Raw genomic sequence first — 14,017 nt, 5'->3', positions numbered from 1 at the left:
GCCTCGAGAAGCCCGCACGTCCTACTCCGGGTGCCGCCGCGGGGCGGCCGAACAGCAGGGCGGTCGTCGCCGCGACGACGGCGCCCGCGGCGAGGGCCGCGGCGAGCACGGCGAGCTGGAACCGAGCGGCCTCGAGCGGCGACGCTCCCGCGAAGACCGCGCCGACGAAGGCTCGGGCAGGGTGACGAGGCCGGTGGTGCGGGTCTGGTCCGTCGCCGGCATCAGAGCCGTCGAGGCCGCCGCGCGCACCAGCCGCAGGGCCGCGCGGCGCCGGAGTGGCGCCCAGCGCCAGCCAGCCCTCCACCTCCTCCGTGCCTGCGGCGAGGCCGGCCCGCAGCTGCCGCCCCATCAGCGAGGCGGCGGTCATCGCGCCGCCGATGACGATGCCGCCGGTCGCGAGCAGGTAGCGCGGCTCCGATCCGACCGCCCCGGTCGCGACGACGACCGCGAGCGGGAGTCCCGCCGCGCGCGAGCAGGACGACGGAGGTCCGGAGGCCGCTCCGGCCCAGGCCCGCGCGCTTCCGCACCGTCCACGTCGCCGCGACGAGCATCAGCACCAGGAACGCCGAGACCAGCCGAGCATCCTCGATGATGCCGTGCAGCACGAGGCTGAGCAGTCCGAGCTGCAGCGCCGCCCGCGCGATGGCGAGCGCCTGAGCGCCGGGGCGCTCGAGTCGCAGCGCGGCCACGATCGTCGTCGTCACCAGCGCGAGCACCAGCACGGCGACGATCGTCGGGACGGTGGCGGAGGTCATGGTGCGACGAGCCTACGAGGCGCGGGGCCGCGCACTCGGACCGGCCCCGTCACTCCGCTTGCCCGTCAGCGCCGCAGCACCCGCCGCGCCAGCACGTTGCCCAGCAGCTGCACGAGCTGCACGATCACGATGATCACCAGCACCGCGCCCCACGTCACGACCGGCTCGAACTGCCGGTAGCCGTACTGGATCGCGAAGTTGCCCAGGCTCTCCCGCGCCGATGTAGCCGGCGACCGCCGACATGTCGACGATGGCGACGAAGACGAAGGTGTAGCCCAGGATCAGCGGGCCGAGCGCCTCGGGGAGCAGCACCGTGCGCACGATCCGCAGTCGGCTCGCTCCGACCGAGCGCGCGGCCTCGATCACGCCGGGCTGCACGGTGAGCAGGTTCTGCTCGACGATGCGACCGATGCCGAACGCGGCCGCCAGCGACAGAGAGAAGATGATCGCGTCGGTGCCGATGCCGGAGCCGACCACGAGGCGCGCGAGCGGCTGCGCGGCGGCGATGAAGATGATGAACGGGATCGGCCGGAAGACGTTGACGATCACGTTGAGCAGTCCGTACACGAGGCGGTTCGCGAACAGCGCGCCGCCGCGGGTCAGAGCGCAGGCCGAGGCCGATCAGCAGGCCGCCGAGCCCGCCGAAGAGCAGGCTGAACGCGACGATGTAGAGCGTCTCGCCGGTGGCCTTCGCGAGCTCCGGGAGCAGTTCGATCAGGGCGTTCATCGGGGCACCTCCGAGAGGGCGACGCGAGCGCCGAGGCGGGCGAGGAGGGGATCGACGACGTCGTCCGACGCGTCGAGGGCGACGGTGAGGTGGCCGAAAGCGCGTCCGCGGACGTCGGTGATGCCTCCGTAGACCAGCTCGAGCGGCACGCCGGCCGCCGCGATGTCGGCGAAGACCTCGCCCTGCGAGGCGGAGCCGTCCGAGAACGACAGCGTGACGAGCCGTCCGCGGTGGCGCTGCCGCAGCACGGCCGCCTCGGCGGGGAGGGCACCGAGCGGACCACGGTCGAGACGAAGCGCCGGGTGACGGGTTCGCGCGGCGCCGAGAACACCTCGAACACGTCGCCGCGCTCGACGATCCGGCCCGCCTCCATCACGGCGACCTTCGTCGCGAGCTGCTGGATCACGTCCATCTCGTGCGTGATGACGAGGATCGTGACGCCGAGCTCCTCGTTGATGCGCCGCAGCAGCGCCAGGACCTCGCCCGTTGTGTCCGGGTCGAGCGCGCTGGTCGCCTCGTCCGCGAGCAGGATGCGGGGCGAGGCTGCGAGTGCGCGGGCGATGCCCACGCGCTGCTTCTGACCGCCCGAGAGCTGCTCCGGGTGGCTGCGCGCCTTGTCCGAGAGGCCGACGAAGCTCAGCATCTCGTCGACGCGGGCCTTGAGCTCGGCGCGCGGCGTGCCGGCGACCTGCAGCGGGTAGGCCACGTTCTGCCACCACCGTCTTCGAGGCCGAACAGGTTGAACTGCTGGAAGATCATGCCGATGCCGAGCCGGATGCGGCGCAGCTCCCGCTCGGGCAGGCCGACGATGTCGCGGCCGTCGATCTCGATGCTGCCCGAGGTGGCGGGCTCGAGCGCGTTGACGAGCCGCGCGAGGGTGCTCTTGCCGGCGCCGGAGTAGCCGATCACGCCGTGCACGTCGCCGGCCTCGATGTCGAGGCTGTACGCGGTCGACCGCCGTCGAGGCGGCGGCACCGCGGGAGAGGGGCGGGTAGACCTTGCTCACGTCGGTGAGGCGGATGAGCGGCACGGCGCTCCCTTCGAGGGGTGAGGGCGGGGGAGCCGGTGTCCCGGCGGACGGACGGGATCCCCCGCCGGAGCTGGGGATCCCGTCGCGGGGAGAGGGCGGATCAGCCCTGGGCGGCGGTGTCCGCCTCGACGGTCTCGAGCGAGGCCTCCAGCTCGTCGGCCGGCGTCTTCACGAAGATCGCGGTGCCGCCGGACTGCTCGGACACTCCGTCGAGCACGGCCTGCGTGCTCTGGTAGATGTCGACGAGCTCCTGGTACGTCTCGTTGTCGGCGTCCTCGGAGCGGGCCGCGAACACGTTGACGTAGGGCAGCGCGTTGGGGTCGCTCGGGTCGTCCTGCGCGATCGCGTCGGTCGCGCTCAGGCCCGCGTTCTCGATGAAATCGTTGTTGATGATCGCCGCGGCGACGTCCGGCAGCGAGGTCGGGGTCAGCGACGCCTCGAGAGCGGTCACCTCGACCTTAGACTTCGCGGTGTCGACGTCGTCGACGCTCGGGAAGATGCTGCCGCCGTCCTTCCAGCTCAGATCAGGCCGGCCGACTGGAGCACGAGCAGGCCTCGGGCCTGGTTGCTCTCGTCGTTGGGGACCGCGACGGTCGAGCCCTCGGGGATGTCCTCGACGCTGTCGTACTGCGTGGAGTAGAGGCCGAGCGGGTAGATCGCGGTCGCGCCGATCGGCACGAGGTCCTCGTCGGCGGAGGTGTTGTACTGCGCCAGGTAGACGATGTGCTGGAACTGGTTGAGGTCGATCTCGCCCTCGCTCAGCGCCGGGTTGGGCTGGTTGTAATCGCTGAAGTCGACGATCTCGACGTCGATCCCGGCGTCGGCCGCGGCCTCCTCGTAGGTGGCCCAGTAGGGATCGCTCGCGCCGACGACGCCGATGCGGACGGTGTCGCTCTCGCCCGCCGAGGCGGAGCAGCCGGCGAGGAGGAGGGCGGAGGCGGTGATCGCGGTGGTCGCGAGGAGCGTCGTGCGCAGGGACATGCTGTGTGGATCCTTCCGTGGGGAGGATCCGGGCGGTGCTTCCCGCGGACGGTGCTGCGACCGCGGGCGGTGCTGATCACCGCCGGCGCTGCGACCGGCCTCCGATCGCACGACGCCGCGTCGACGCGGATCCCGGGGACCACGGTACGGACGTCGCGCACGGGACGCGAAACACGGTCGTAACGCGACGACTCGCGAGTCGTCGGGTCTGTGGCAACGCACACGGCGACTCGTGAGTCGCCGGTCGGGTCAGCCCGCGAGCGCCTCGGCTTCGGCCGCCTCGTGCTTGGCGAGGCGCTTCGCGATCGCATCGCGCTCGGCCCGGAGCGACGCGATGGTCGGCTGGTCCAGGCGCGGGTCCGCGAGGTCGGCGAAGGGGCTCGCGGTGCCGGTGCGCGCCGAGACGAGCGCGGCGTAGGCCTTGGTCGCAGCGCGCAGCTCGGCGCCGGCGCGCTCGACCTTGCGGGCGCTCGACTCCTTGTCCGAGACCAGGCGGGCGTGCTTGTCGAGGGCTGCTACCAGTGCCTGGTGGGCCGCGTCAATCTTCTTGCTCATAGGCGCATTATGGCGCAAGCTCGCCTCGCGAGGCGAGACGCAGAAGGGGGTCGAGCGCCTCCGCGCCCTGAACAGGCGCTCGCCGGGCGCGCGTCGGACCGAGCCCTACTCAGGGGGTTCTGCCGCTGCGGCCGGGCGGAGGCGGGCGCCTAGCGTGGTGTGCGTGCCCCCTCCCGCCGCGCCCTCGTCTCCCGCTCCGCGTGGGCACTCCCCGTCGTGACGCTGGCCGTCGCCGCTCCGGCGGCTTCCGCCTCGGAAACGCCCGTCGTGGATCTCGGCGCCTTCCGGTTGGCGGGTCAGTGCCCGATCCCGAGCATCCGCACCGCCGGCTTCGTCCTGACCGCCGGCGACGTCCCCTCCCCGCCGGCTCCTCGGTGGCCCTCAGCAGCACCGGCTCGTCCCGGCGCCTCGTCTCGTGGAGCCCCAGCCCCGCGGAGGCGGTGCAGCTCGTGGCGGCCGGCGTCACCTCCGCGTGGGAGCTGACGGTCGACCTTGCTCCGGGCGCCTCGATCACGTTCCGTGCGACGGGGAGCATCCAGAACCCGTTCGAGTTCACGGGAACCGTCGATCCGGCCGGGGACGCGATCGGCACGGGCTCCCGGTCGACGGCGACGATCACCACGGACTTCATCGGGGGATGCGCGGCCACCTGACGCTCGTCAGCGCGCGTGCCCTCAGGCCGCTCCGTCGAGATCCACTCCGTCGAGATACGCTCCGTCGAGATCCGCGAGGTCCAGGACGAAGCGGTAGCGCACGTCGTTCGCCTCCAGCCGCGCCAGCGCCGTGGCGATCCCGGTCGACGGCAGCACCTCGACGTCGGCCGTGATGCCGTGCTCGCCGCAGAAGTCGAGCAGCTCCTGGGTCGCGCGCCAGCCCGCCGCTGCCGCCGGAGGTCAGGCTCTTGCGTCCGATCAGCAGGTCGAGGACCTCGACCGTGACCGGCCCGAGCGCGCCGAGGACGCTCAGCGCGCCGTCGAGGGCCAGCACGTGCAGGTAGGGCGCGACGTCGTGCCGGCGCCGAGATCGTGTCGAGCACGAGGTCGAACCGTCCGCGTTGTGCGGCCATCGCGCCGGGGTCGTGCGACACGACGACGTCCGTCGCCCCCAGGGCGAGAGCGTCCTCGGTCTTGCCCGCGCTGCCCGTGAAGACCGTCACCTCGGCGCCGAGCGCGCGGGCCAGCTTGACGGCGAGGTGCCCGAGCCCGCCGAGCCCGACCACGGCGACCCGGATGCCGGGGCCGACTCCGCGGCGCGGAGCGGCTCCCAGACCGTGATGCCGGCGCAGAGCAGCGGAGCGACCGCGGCCAGGTCGAGTCCGGCCGGTGCGCGGTGCACGAAGCCCTCGCGCACGACCTGCTCCCGCGACCAGCCGCCCTGGGTGCTCGAGCCGTCGCGGCGGTCGACGCCGCCGTACGCGAGGGTCGGGAACTCGCGGCAGAAGTTCTCCTGGCCCGCCGTGCACAGGTCGCACTCGCCGCAGGAGTCGACGATCGTGCCGACCGCGACGGCGTCGCCCACCGCGAAGCGGCTGACCGCCGATCCGACCTCGGTCACCGTGCCGACGAGCTCGTGCCCCGGGACGAGAGCGGCGGAGCCGTCGAGCGAGTGGAGCGCGTGCAGGTCGCTGTGGCAGACGCCGCAGTAGTCCACCCGGATCGCGACGTCGTCGTGCCGCAGATCCCTCCGCTCGATGCTCGCGCGGACGGGTGCCGGGGCGGTGGCCGTCACGGTATAGGCCGGGGTGCTTCTCATGCCTGCTCCTCGAAAATACCAACTGGTTTGTTCTCGGAATGGTAGCAGGGGAAGAGTCCAGAGAACAGACCGGTTGGTAGCATCTCGGGCATGACTCCGATCCCCGCCACCGGCAAGGGCGAGGCGACCCGGCGCCGCATCATGGACGCGGCGACCGCCGAGTTCGCCGAGCACGGCATCGCGGGAGCGCGCGTCGACCGCATCGCGGCCGTCGCGGCCTCGAACAAGGCGCAGCTCTACGCCTACTTCACGAGCAAGGAGCTGCTCTTCGACGCGGTCTTCGAGGCGTCGCTCGACCTCATCGTCGACGTCGTGCCGATCGACCCGTCCGACCTCGCCGGCTGGGCGGTGCGCCTCTACGACGAGTACCTCGTAAGGCCGGACCTCATCCGGCTCGCCACCTGGGCCCGGCTCGAGCGCCGGCCACCGAGCACCTGGTAGCGGGGTCGGAGGCGCGCGATCGCGAGCAGGGCAAGCTCGAGGCGATCCGCTCGGCGCAGTCGGACGGCCGGGTCGCCGTGGGGGCCGATCCGTTCGACGTGATGGCCATGGTCATCGCCATGTCGATGGCGTGGTCACCGGTGAGCAACGTCTACGCCGCGTTCGCCGCGGAGGAGCAGCGCGAGCACGACCGGCGCCGCGCCTTCCTGCGCGAGGCGGTCCGCCGCGCCTTCCCCGCCGCCTGAGCGCGTCCGCCCCCGCTACGGTGAAGGCCGAACGGAGGCTCCATGATCTGGCAGCTCGAGACGATCCCCTACGACCACCCCGACGCCGACGCCCTGCGCGCCGCTCAGCGCGTGGAGCTCGACGAGCGCTACGGCAGCACGGATCACGAGCCGGGGAGTGCCGCCGTCGGCCGCCGACGTGCCCGTGTTCGTCGTGGCCCGCGCGCCGACGGGGTGGCGCGCGCCTGTGGAGGCCTGCGCCCCTGCCCGAGTCGGTGCTCGGCCCGGATGCGATCGAGGTCAAGCGGATGTACGTGGATCCGTCCGCGCGCGGAACCGGGGTCGCGACGCTCGTCCTCCGCCGGCTCGAAGGAGCTGGCCGCCGGGCTCGGAGCGGCGCGCCTCGTGCTCGAGACCGGCACGAAGCAGCCGGACGCCGTGCGCTTCTACGAGCGCGAGGGCTACACGGGCATCCCGCTCTTCGGCGACTACATCGGCGGCGAGTTCTCGCTCTGCTTCGCCCGCGACCTCTGACACACAGGAGGGGCGCCCCTCCCGGGACGCCCCTCCGCTTCCGTCGGCCACCGCCGACGGGCCGCGCTCAGCCCTCGAGCGGCAGCAGGATGCCCTTCACCGTCTCGTCGGTCGCCAGGAACTCTTGCACCGCCGGGTCCTGGAACGCCTGCACGAGCTTCTTGATGTTCTCCGTGTCGGCGTAGCGGGAGCCGATCGTGAGCTGCCCGGCGAAGTCGTCGGGGGCCGTCGAGGCGAAGATCTGCTTCTCGATGGGGATGTCGGCGGCGAGGTAGTACTCGGTGTAGCCGACGGCCGCGTCGAGGTCCGGCAGCGCGCGCGACTGGGCCGCGAAGTCGAGCAGGGTGAACTTCAGGTTCTTGGGGTTCTCGGCGATGTCGTTCTGCGTCGCCGTGCCGGGCTCGGTGCCGGGCTTCAGCGTGATCAGGCCGGCGCTCTGCAGCAGCCACAGGCCCTGCGCTTCGTTCGCCGGGTCGGAGTAGAGCGAGATCGTGCCGCCGTCGGGGATCTCGGAGACGTCGCCGTACTTGTCGCTCCAGAGCCCGAAGCCCCAGCGGAACACGGGGGTCGCGGCCTCCTCCTCGAAGTCGGGGTTCGACTCGAGCACCTGGCCGAGCCAGAGCTTGTGCTGGTAGACGGTCGCGGCGACCTCGCCCTCGCTGACCGCTCGATTGATGGTGTTGCTGTCCGAGAGGCCCTTGAACTCGACCTCGATGCCGTACTCCGGCGCGACCTCGTCGGCGATGAACTGCACGAGGGCCTGCTCGAACGCGTTGCCCTCGGCGGTGGCGACGTAGAGCGTCGCTCCCTCGGTCTCGTTCGCCGACACGGAGGGCGAGAGGAGCGGGACGGCGATCGCCGTGCCGGCGGCCAGCACGACGGCCGTGCCTCCGGCGATCCAGGGCCAGCGGCGCTTGCTGTGCTTCAGCTCGAAGCCGAGCGTGCTCTCGGGCGAGCGGGTGCTGTCGGGGGTGTTCTCGGTGCTCATGGGAGTGCCTTCCAGGGTGCGCGCGCCGGTGCCCGGGCGCGGGAGAGGGACGCGGCGGCGGGAGCCGGGCGCGGGGGAGGACGCCGCGGCGGGGGCCGGGCGGGAGAGGAGGAGGAGCGGTCGGGCCGCGACGGCGACGCGCTCGGCACGCCGCGAGCGCGAGGCGCTCGGCGTCGTGGCGCGCACGAGGGCGTCGCCCATGAGCTGCACGAGCGCGACCGTGGCGACCAGGATCACGATCGTCGCGAGCATCACCGTGTTGTCGAACCGCTGGTAGCCGTAGGTGACCGCGACGTAGCCGATGCCGCCGGCTCCGATCGTGCCCGCGATGGCCGAGTACTCGATCATCGCGATGGTGTTGATGGTCAGGCCGCCGATGATCTGCGGCACCGCCTCGCTGAGCTGCGCCGAGCGGATGACCTGCAGCCGCGACGCTCCGGAGGCACGGGCCACGCGGGTGAGCGCGATCGGCACGCTCCGCAGCGCGTTCTCGACGATGCGGGTGAAGAACGCGATGCCGGCGATCGACATCGGCGCGACGGCGGCCGCGATCCCGATGTTGGTGCCGGTGATCAGCCGGGTGAACGGCATGATCGACGCCATCAGGATCAGGAACGGCAGCGAGCGGCCGATGCTGATCACCCAGCTCAGGGTCTGGTGCGCGGCGCGGTTCTCGAACAGCCCGCCGGGCGCCAGGTTGTGCACGGCGGCCCCGAGCGGGATCCCGACGAGCACGACGATCGTCATCACGATGCCGACCATGATCAGCGTCTCGCCGAGCGCGGGCAGGACGAGGGCGGGGATCTCGGCGATCGGCACGCGGTTGTCGAGGTGCAGGGCGCTCATGCCGCGACCTCCTCGGCGAGGGCGACCGGAGCGGAGGCGCCGCGGGAGGGGCGGGACGGACTGAGAGCCCGAGCAGGCCGGCCGCGTCGACGAGGCGGCGCTCGTCGACGCCGTCCAGCGCCACGGTGGCGTGGCCCACGGCCCGCCCGCCAATGGTCTCGATCGCGGCGCCCAGCAGTGACACCGGTCCGACGGAGTCGGCCGAGCCGCGCGATCCAGTCGGCCGGCACGTCGGGGCGCGCGTAGCCGAGCACCCACTCGGTGAGCCCGGGCGCCGGAGCGGCGGCGGGTCGCAGCGGGTTCAGGGCCAGGCCCACGGCGAGCGAGGCGTCGCGGAGCAGGTCGACGAGGCGCCCCGACTCCACGATGCGGCCGTGGTCGAGCAGGGCGGCGGAGTCGGCGACCTGGCGCACCGTCTCCATCTCGTGGGTGATGAAGAGGATCGAGGCCCCAGGTCGTCGCGCAGCTCCTTGAGGAGCGTCGTGATCGCGGTGGTCGACGCCGGGTCCAGGCCCGAGGTGGCCTCGTCCGAGAGCAGCACGCTGGGGCGCAGCGCCAGGGCGCGGGCGATGCCGACACGCTGGCGCTGGCCGCCTGAGAGCTGGTGCGGGTAGTGGCCGGCGCGCTCGAGGCCCGACGCGGTCGAGGAGCTCGGCGACGCGGCGCTTCGTCTCGGCCGCGGTGACTCCGAGGTACTCGAGCGGCAGGGCGACGTTCTGGGCCGCGGTCCGGCGGCTGAAGAGCCCGTCGGACTGGAAGACGGTGCCGATGCGACGGCGGGCGACGCGCAGCTCCTGCTCGGACAACTGCGAGAGGGCGTCCCCGTTGACGACGACCGAGCCCGAGGTGGGGCGCTCGAGCGAGGTTCACGCACGCTGCGAGCGTGCTCTTCCCGGCACCGCTCGGCCCGACGACGGCGAAGATCTCGCCCGTCGCGACCGAGAAGTCGAGGCGGTCGAGCACGGTGACGGCGGCGTCGCCGTGCCCGTAGGCCTTGGTGAGCTGCTCGAGGCGGATCATGCCTGGTGTCCTTCCGGGACGGTGCGGAGCGGGCGCCGTCGGCGCACGGGACGATGATGGAGCATCGTCGTCGCCTCGCGTCGGCCGCGTGACGTCCGCCGTAACACTGGGCGGCGGCCCACCCCGGAAGGGTCTCGCTCGAGTACACGAACCAGCGCAGCCAGTCGCGGTTGTGGGCGTGCACCAGCGCCAGGAACACCACGACGTCGAAGAGCAGGTGCACGCAGATCACGTAGGTCAGCGACTTCGTCTTCGAGAAGATCCAGCCCTGCAGCAGGGCGAACGGGATCGTGAACGCCGGCGCCCACTCGCGGTAGCCCAGCTCCCAGAGGAACGACACGAACACCACCGCCTCGCAGGATGTTGGCCCACCACAGCGGGAGGTGGCGGCGCAGCACCGCGAAGACGACGCAGATGAAGAACAGCTCGTCCCAGATGCCCACGAAACCGACGCCGACGAACAGGCGCGCGATCTCGTCCGGAGCGTGGATCGCCGGCCAGTTGAGATAGGCGCCCGAGCGGATGAAGTAGAACGGCGGCAGGATCCAGCCCAGCACGACCACGGCCGGCAGGTACGACTTCTCCAGCGGCGTCCGCTTCTGCCCGGTGCGGATCGGGAACCGGATGAGCCGCCGCTTCGTGCCGTACCGGTCGATCGCCCAGGGCACGGCGACGGCCGCCGAGAGCACGACACCCATCAGCGCCATGTTGGGGTAGTCGAGGTTCGCCTCCACCGAGATCGTGCTGACGATCACGAGGCCCGCGGCGATGAGGGAGAGGTCGACGGCGAGGACGCGGTCGATCGCCAGGGCGAGCAGCAGGCTCGCGGCCAGCACGAGGTAGCCCGCGAGGGGCAGCCGCAGTCCGAAGAGGAGCACGGCCGAGGCTGACAGGCCGGCGGCGGGAGCGAGAGCGGAAGGCACGGGTTCAGGGTAGGCGCGGCGGGGGCCGGGGAGCCTGGTCAGCCCAGCGCGTCGAGGGCGATCGCCGCGGCCCGGGCGACGAGGGCGTCGTCGTAGTCCTGGGCGGGATCGTCCCGCTCCGTCAGCACCGCGATCACGATCGGGGCGGCGTCCGGCCGCTCGACGAGGGCGAGGTCGGTGCGCAGCCCGCCCGCCCCTCCGGACTTGTCGAGGACGGTCCAGCCCGCGGGTGCGCCCGCTCGCACGAGCGCGTCCCCGGTCGCGTTGCCGCTCATCCACTCGCGGAGCAGGTCGCGGTCGTCGGGATCGAGGGCGCCGCCGAGCAGGAGCGCGCGCAGATCCGCGGAGAGGGGCGCGCCGTGCCCGTGTCGAGCCCGTCGGGGGTGCTCGTGTTCAGCTCGGGCTCCGAGGCGGTCGACGCGGGTGACGTCGTCGCCGAGCCCGCGCAGCGCCTCCTGCAGTCCGGCCGGACCGCCGAGCTCTTCGAGCACCGCGTTGTGCGCGGTGTTGTCGCTGACGCGCACGGCGGCCTCGGCCACCTCGCCGAGCGGCAGACCGAGGCGGTCGCCGGGCCCGTGGACGGGGGAGTGGTCGACGAGCGTCGCTCCAGGTGACGACGCGCGCGAGATCCTCGGGCCCGGTGCGCGCGAGCAGCGCCGCCGGCCGCGAGGCCTTGCTCGAGGAGGCGAAGCGGAAGCGCTCGTCGGCGCGGTGCTCGAGGATCCGCTCGTCGCCCGTGTCGACGGCGACGAGCCCGATGCGGGCGTCGTACTCGGCCTCGAGGGCGTCGAGGCGCGGCTCCGATCGGCGGCACGACCGGGGACGCAGGCGCCGAGGCCGACGCGGGTGCGGTCGCCGCAGGCACCGGCTCGCTCGTCGAGCAGCCCGTCGTCGTCGCCGCGAGCGTCAGGAGGATCGCCGAGACGGCGGCGCGCCGGCCCCTCATCCGGATCCACGCGGTCGCGAGCCGCGTGACGAGCCGCGTCGCCCACTGATCGGCCCCGATCCACGCGAAGCGCCACCACAGCACTCCGACCGCCCAGACGCCGAGCACCAGGAGGAGCGCCCCGGCCGGGTCCTGCACCCCGCGCACCGCGCCCGAGGCGAGCAGGGCGACCACGACGCCCACCTGCAGCACGTAGACCGAGAGGGCGAGCGATCCGGCGGCGCGGAACGGCGTGAACACGGCGGCGATGATCGGGCGGGCGCGCGGCGACCGAGACCGTCGCGAGAAGCACGACGGCGACGTGGGCGGCAAGCACCAGGCCCAGATCGTGCAGCGTGTCGGCGTGGCTGCCCGACACCGGAGTCGACGCCGAGCGCACGCTCGACCAGCGGCCGCACCGCGTAGGCCGGCAGTGCGACGGCGGCGAGGGCGACGAGGGCCGGTCGCGGCGGAACCCGTGCCGCAGCAGCAGGGCGCCGAGCAGGAAGAAGGGCAGCAGGCTCGTCACGCGGTAGTGCGGATCGAGGAAGACCCAGCGGACCGCGAAGCCGAGGGGCGACTGCTGCCCGAGCAGGACGGGGTCGACGGCCGAGGCGACCGCGGTGTTCACCGGCGCTCCGACGACCGCGAGCACCACGGCGACGACGGCCACGACCCGCGAGGACAGCAGGAGGATCGGCGTGCCGACGACCAGCACGATCCCGAGGAACGCGAGCACGATCGCGATCCAGCTGCCCCACGTGGCGAGCCACAGGCCCAGCGCCACGAGGACTGCCCCGCGGATCAGGTTCTGCACCAGGACGCGAGCGGGCGAGGCGCCCGGCCGGGCGAGCACGATCGACGCCGACATGCCCATGACGAGGGCGAGGACGAGGGCGAGGCGAGGTCGTTCACGTTGCCGGCGACGAAGCTCGCGGAGCGCGAGGCGGACACGGCGGGCAGCAGCGGCATCGCGTGCGCCACGAGCATCGCCACGATCGCGACGCCGCGGAGCACGTCGGGCACGACGACGCGGTCCGGCTGCAGGCGCGGGGTGGAGCTGCGCATCGCGGTCGCGGAGGTCGGGGACGCAGGCATGGCACGAGGGTACGGCCCTCCACGCGTCTTCGCGAGCGGCCCGCTGCGCGTCCTCCACGACCGGGATCGGGCCGACTGGACGCGAACTGGGCTGCGGGACGCGCCTCAGACCGTTCCGCGTCCACTCGCGGCCGGAGTCGGTGGCGAGTCGCCTCGACACGGGGGCGGGGGCGTGCGCAGGCCCGCTCGGCGTCGAGTCGCAGGTCGCGGTCCGCGTCCAGGCGCGGGGCGGCGACGGGTGAGCCCGTGGCGCGCTCCGCGCCGATCCCTAGAGGGCTCACGGGCTCGGCGGGCATGCTGGAGGGATGACCGACGCCACCGCCTCCGCCGTCCCGACCGCTCCCACCCGTCCCCGCGGGAGCGCCCCGTCCGCACCCAGCACGTGCTGACCGTGCTGCGGACGCAACGGCTGACCGAGCACCTCGTGCGCGTGCACCTGGGCGGACCCGGCTTCGACGCGTTCGCCGCGGAGGCCGATCCCGCGACGCTCGCCACGACCGACAAGTACGTGAAGCTCCTGCTGCCCCGTGCCGGCGTCGACGTGGAGCCGCTACGACCTCGACGCGCTCCGGGCGACCCTCGCCCCCGAGGACCTGCCCGTCCGCCGCACCTACACCGTGCGCTCCGTCGACCTCGACCGGCGGAGCCTCGCGATCGACTTCGTCGTGCACGGCGACGACGGGGTGGCGGGCCCGTGGGCCGCCTCCGCCGCTCCCGGCGACCGCCTCGCGTTCAACGAGGCCGAGGCGCGTGGGCGCCGAGCGCGGAGCCCGGCGCGTTCCACCTGCTGCTGGGCGACGACTCCGCCCTCCCCGCCGATCGCCGCGGCGCTCGAGGCCGTGCCCGCCGACGCGCGCGGGCTGGTGCTGCTCGAGGTGCCGGGAGCCGCCGATGAGCAAGCGCCGCTCGCCGTTCCCGCCGGGGTCGAGCTGCGCTGGCTGCACCGCGGCGTGCTCGAGGCGGGGCGGGCGCTCGTCGCGGCCGTGCGCGCCGAGCCGCGTCCCTCCGGGGTGCTCGACGTCTTCGCGCACGGCGAGCGCGGGGCGATGAAGGAGCTGCGGCGGATCCTCCAGGACGACTGGGGTCTGGAGCGCCGCTCGCTGTCGCTGTCGGCCTACTGGGCGCTCGGCCGGGCGGAGGACCGCTTCCAGGCCGAGAAGCGCGAGCCGGTCGGCGAGATCTTCGCCGACTGACCCCGCTCCCGCGGGCGACGAGGGC

General features: G+C 73.2%; 15 protein-coding genes and 9 pseudogenes. 5 read left to right on the top strand and 19 right to left on the bottom strand.

Annotation, left to right across the window (positions count from 1 at the left end):
- Window positions 1–21: 21 nt before the first annotated feature.
- From AC0CII_RS12035 to AC0CII_RS11995, 9 genes and pseudogenes are all read right to left on the bottom strand, one after another.
- The gene (locus AC0CII_RS12035; protein WP_465231102.1) at window positions 22–222 is read right to left on the bottom strand and encodes a hypothetical protein; all 201 of its coding nucleotides are present in this window, start codon (window positions 220–222) and stop codon (window positions 22–24) included.
- A 109-nt stretch (window positions 223–331) separates the two neighbouring features.
- Window positions 332–385, bottom strand: a pseudogene (locus AC0CII_RS12030) (hypothetical protein); the annotation flags it as partial.
- A 160-nt stretch (window positions 386–545) separates the two neighbouring features.
- Window positions 546–755 (bottom strand): annotated as a pseudogene (locus AC0CII_RS12025) (hypothetical protein); the annotation flags it as partial.
- A gap of 65 nt (window positions 756–820) precedes the next feature.
- A pseudogene (locus tag AC0CII_RS12020) lies at window positions 821–1,482 on the bottom strand (methionine ABC transporter permease).
- Entirely contained in the window at window positions 1,479–1,730 is a 252-nt protein-coding gene (locus AC0CII_RS12015; protein ID WP_465230885.1) for an NIL domain-containing protein, read from the bottom strand. The pseudogene AC0CII_RS12020 and the gene AC0CII_RS12015 overlap by 4 nt, the downstream one beginning before the upstream one ends.
- A 317-nt stretch (window positions 1,731–2,047) precedes the next feature.
- Window positions 2,048–2,176: pseudogene (locus tag AC0CII_RS12010) on the bottom strand (methionine ABC transporter ATP-binding protein); the annotation flags it as partial.
- Complete coding sequence (locus AC0CII_RS12005) at window positions 2,119–2,400, bottom strand: ATP-binding cassette domain-containing protein (protein WP_465229555.1); 282 nt, start codon at window positions 2,398–2,400, stop codon at window positions 2,119–2,121. The gene AC0CII_RS12005 and the pseudogene AC0CII_RS12010, both read right to left, overlap by 58 nt.
- 212 nt (window positions 2,401–2,612) lie before the next feature.
- Window positions 2,613–3,493: pseudogene (locus AC0CII_RS12000) on the bottom strand (MetQ/NlpA family ABC transporter substrate-binding protein).
- A 249-nt stretch (window positions 3,494–3,742) separates the two neighbouring features.
- Window positions 3,743–4,048: a hypothetical protein gene (locus tag AC0CII_RS11995; protein WP_251945541.1), complete on the bottom strand. Its 306-nt coding sequence runs from the start codon at window positions 4,046–4,048 to the stop codon at window positions 3,743–3,745.
- Between the two features lie 299 nt (window positions 4,049–4,347).
- On the opposite strand from AC0CII_RS11995, the gene AC0CII_RS11990 reads away from it, so the two are divergent.
- The gene (locus tag AC0CII_RS11990; protein WP_465231101.1) at window positions 4,348–4,701 is read left to right on the top strand and encodes a hypothetical protein; all 354 of its coding nucleotides are present in this window, start codon (window positions 4,348–4,350) and stop codon (window positions 4,699–4,701) included.
- A gap of 21 nt (window positions 4,702–4,722) precedes the next feature.
- Here AC0CII_RS11990 and AC0CII_RS11985 read toward each other — a convergent pair whose 3' ends face one another.
- From AC0CII_RS11985 to AC0CII_RS11975, 3 genes and pseudogenes are all read right to left on the bottom strand, one after another.
- Window positions 4,723–4,857, bottom strand: a complete 135-nt coding sequence (locus AC0CII_RS11985) for a hypothetical protein (RefSeq protein WP_465231100.1) — start codon at window positions 4,855–4,857, stop codon at window positions 4,723–4,725.
- 260 nt (window positions 4,858–5,117) lie between these two features.
- Window positions 5,118–5,204: pseudogene (locus AC0CII_RS11980) on the bottom strand (hypothetical protein); the annotation flags it as partial.
- Window positions 5,201–5,800, bottom strand: coding sequence for an alcohol dehydrogenase catalytic domain-containing protein (locus AC0CII_RS11975; RefSeq protein WP_465229554.1), 600 nt, complete (start codon window positions 5,798–5,800; stop codon window positions 5,201–5,203). The pseudogene AC0CII_RS11980 and the gene AC0CII_RS11975, both read right to left, overlap by 4 nt.
- Before the next feature lie 90 nt (window positions 5,801–5,890).
- On the opposite strand from AC0CII_RS11975, the gene AC0CII_RS11970 reads away from it, so the two are divergent.
- The 3 genes from AC0CII_RS11970 to AC0CII_RS11960 are packed head-to-tail and all read left to right on the top strand — an operon-like array spanning window position 5,891 to window position 6,999.
- A complete protein-coding gene (locus AC0CII_RS11970) occupies window positions 5,891–6,241 on the top strand; it encodes a TetR/AcrR family transcriptional regulator (protein ID WP_465229553.1) in 351 nt (116 codons plus the stop codon).
- Window positions 6,142–6,486 carry a hypothetical protein gene (locus tag AC0CII_RS11965; RefSeq protein WP_465230884.1) on the top strand — a complete coding sequence of 115 codons (345 nt, stop codon included), beginning with the start codon at window positions 6,142–6,144 and terminating at the stop codon, window positions 6,484–6,486. The genes AC0CII_RS11970 and AC0CII_RS11965 overlap by 100 nt, the downstream gene beginning before the upstream one ends.
- A 42-nt stretch (window positions 6,487–6,528) precedes the next feature.
- Entirely contained in the window at window positions 6,529–6,999 is a 471-nt protein-coding gene (locus AC0CII_RS11960) for a GNAT family N-acetyltransferase (RefSeq protein ID WP_465229552.1), read from the top strand.
- Window positions 7,000–7,066: 67 nt separating this feature from the next.
- Here the strand turns inward: AC0CII_RS11960 and AC0CII_RS11955 are convergent, their stop codons facing one another.
- From AC0CII_RS11955 to AC0CII_RS11925, 7 genes and pseudogenes are all read right to left on the bottom strand, one after another.
- On the bottom strand, window positions 7,067–8,833 hold the full coding sequence (locus tag AC0CII_RS11955; protein WP_465230883.1) for a MetQ/NlpA family ABC transporter substrate-binding protein: 1,767 nt from the start codon (window positions 8,831–8,833) through the stop codon (window positions 7,067–7,069).
- A 301-nt stretch (window positions 8,834–9,134) separates the two neighbouring features.
- Window positions 9,135–9,407 (bottom strand): annotated as a pseudogene (locus tag AC0CII_RS11950) (hypothetical protein); the annotation flags it as partial.
- Between the two features lie 115 nt (window positions 9,408–9,522).
- Window positions 9,523–9,639 (bottom strand): annotated as a pseudogene (locus AC0CII_RS11945) (methionine ABC transporter ATP-binding protein); the annotation flags it as partial.
- A 103-nt stretch (window positions 9,640–9,742) separates the two neighbouring features.
- A pseudogene (locus AC0CII_RS11940) lies at window positions 9,743–9,853 on the bottom strand (methionine ABC transporter ATP-binding protein); the annotation flags it as partial.
- Window positions 9,850–10,776 carry a hypothetical protein gene (locus AC0CII_RS11935; RefSeq protein WP_465229551.1) on the bottom strand — a complete coding sequence of 309 codons (927 nt, stop codon included), beginning with the start codon at window positions 10,774–10,776 and terminating at the stop codon, window positions 9,850–9,852. The pseudogene AC0CII_RS11940 and the gene AC0CII_RS11935, both read right to left, overlap by 4 nt.
- Window positions 10,777–10,814: 38 nt before the next feature.
- A complete protein-coding gene (locus AC0CII_RS11930) occupies window positions 10,815–12,572 on the bottom strand; it encodes a serine hydrolase (RefSeq protein ID WP_465229550.1) in 1,758 nt (585 codons plus the stop codon).
- Window positions 12,506–12,799, bottom strand: coding sequence for a hypothetical protein (locus AC0CII_RS11925; protein WP_465229549.1), 294 nt, complete (start codon window positions 12,797–12,799; stop codon window positions 12,506–12,508). Before AC0CII_RS11925 ends, AC0CII_RS11930 begins: the two co-directional genes overlap by 67 nt.
- A 527-nt stretch (window positions 12,800–13,326) precedes the next feature.
- On the opposite strand from AC0CII_RS11925, the gene AC0CII_RS11920 reads away from it, so the two are divergent.
- Window positions 13,327–13,992, top strand: coding sequence for a siderophore-interacting protein (locus tag AC0CII_RS11920; RefSeq protein WP_465229548.1), 666 nt, complete (start codon window positions 13,327–13,329; stop codon window positions 13,990–13,992).
- Window positions 13,993–14,017 lie beyond the last annotated feature (25 nt).

The sequence above is a fragment of the Rathayibacter sp. AC182 genome (assembly GCF_979253875.1).
This window is presented reverse-complemented; position numbering and strand designations above follow the sequence as displayed.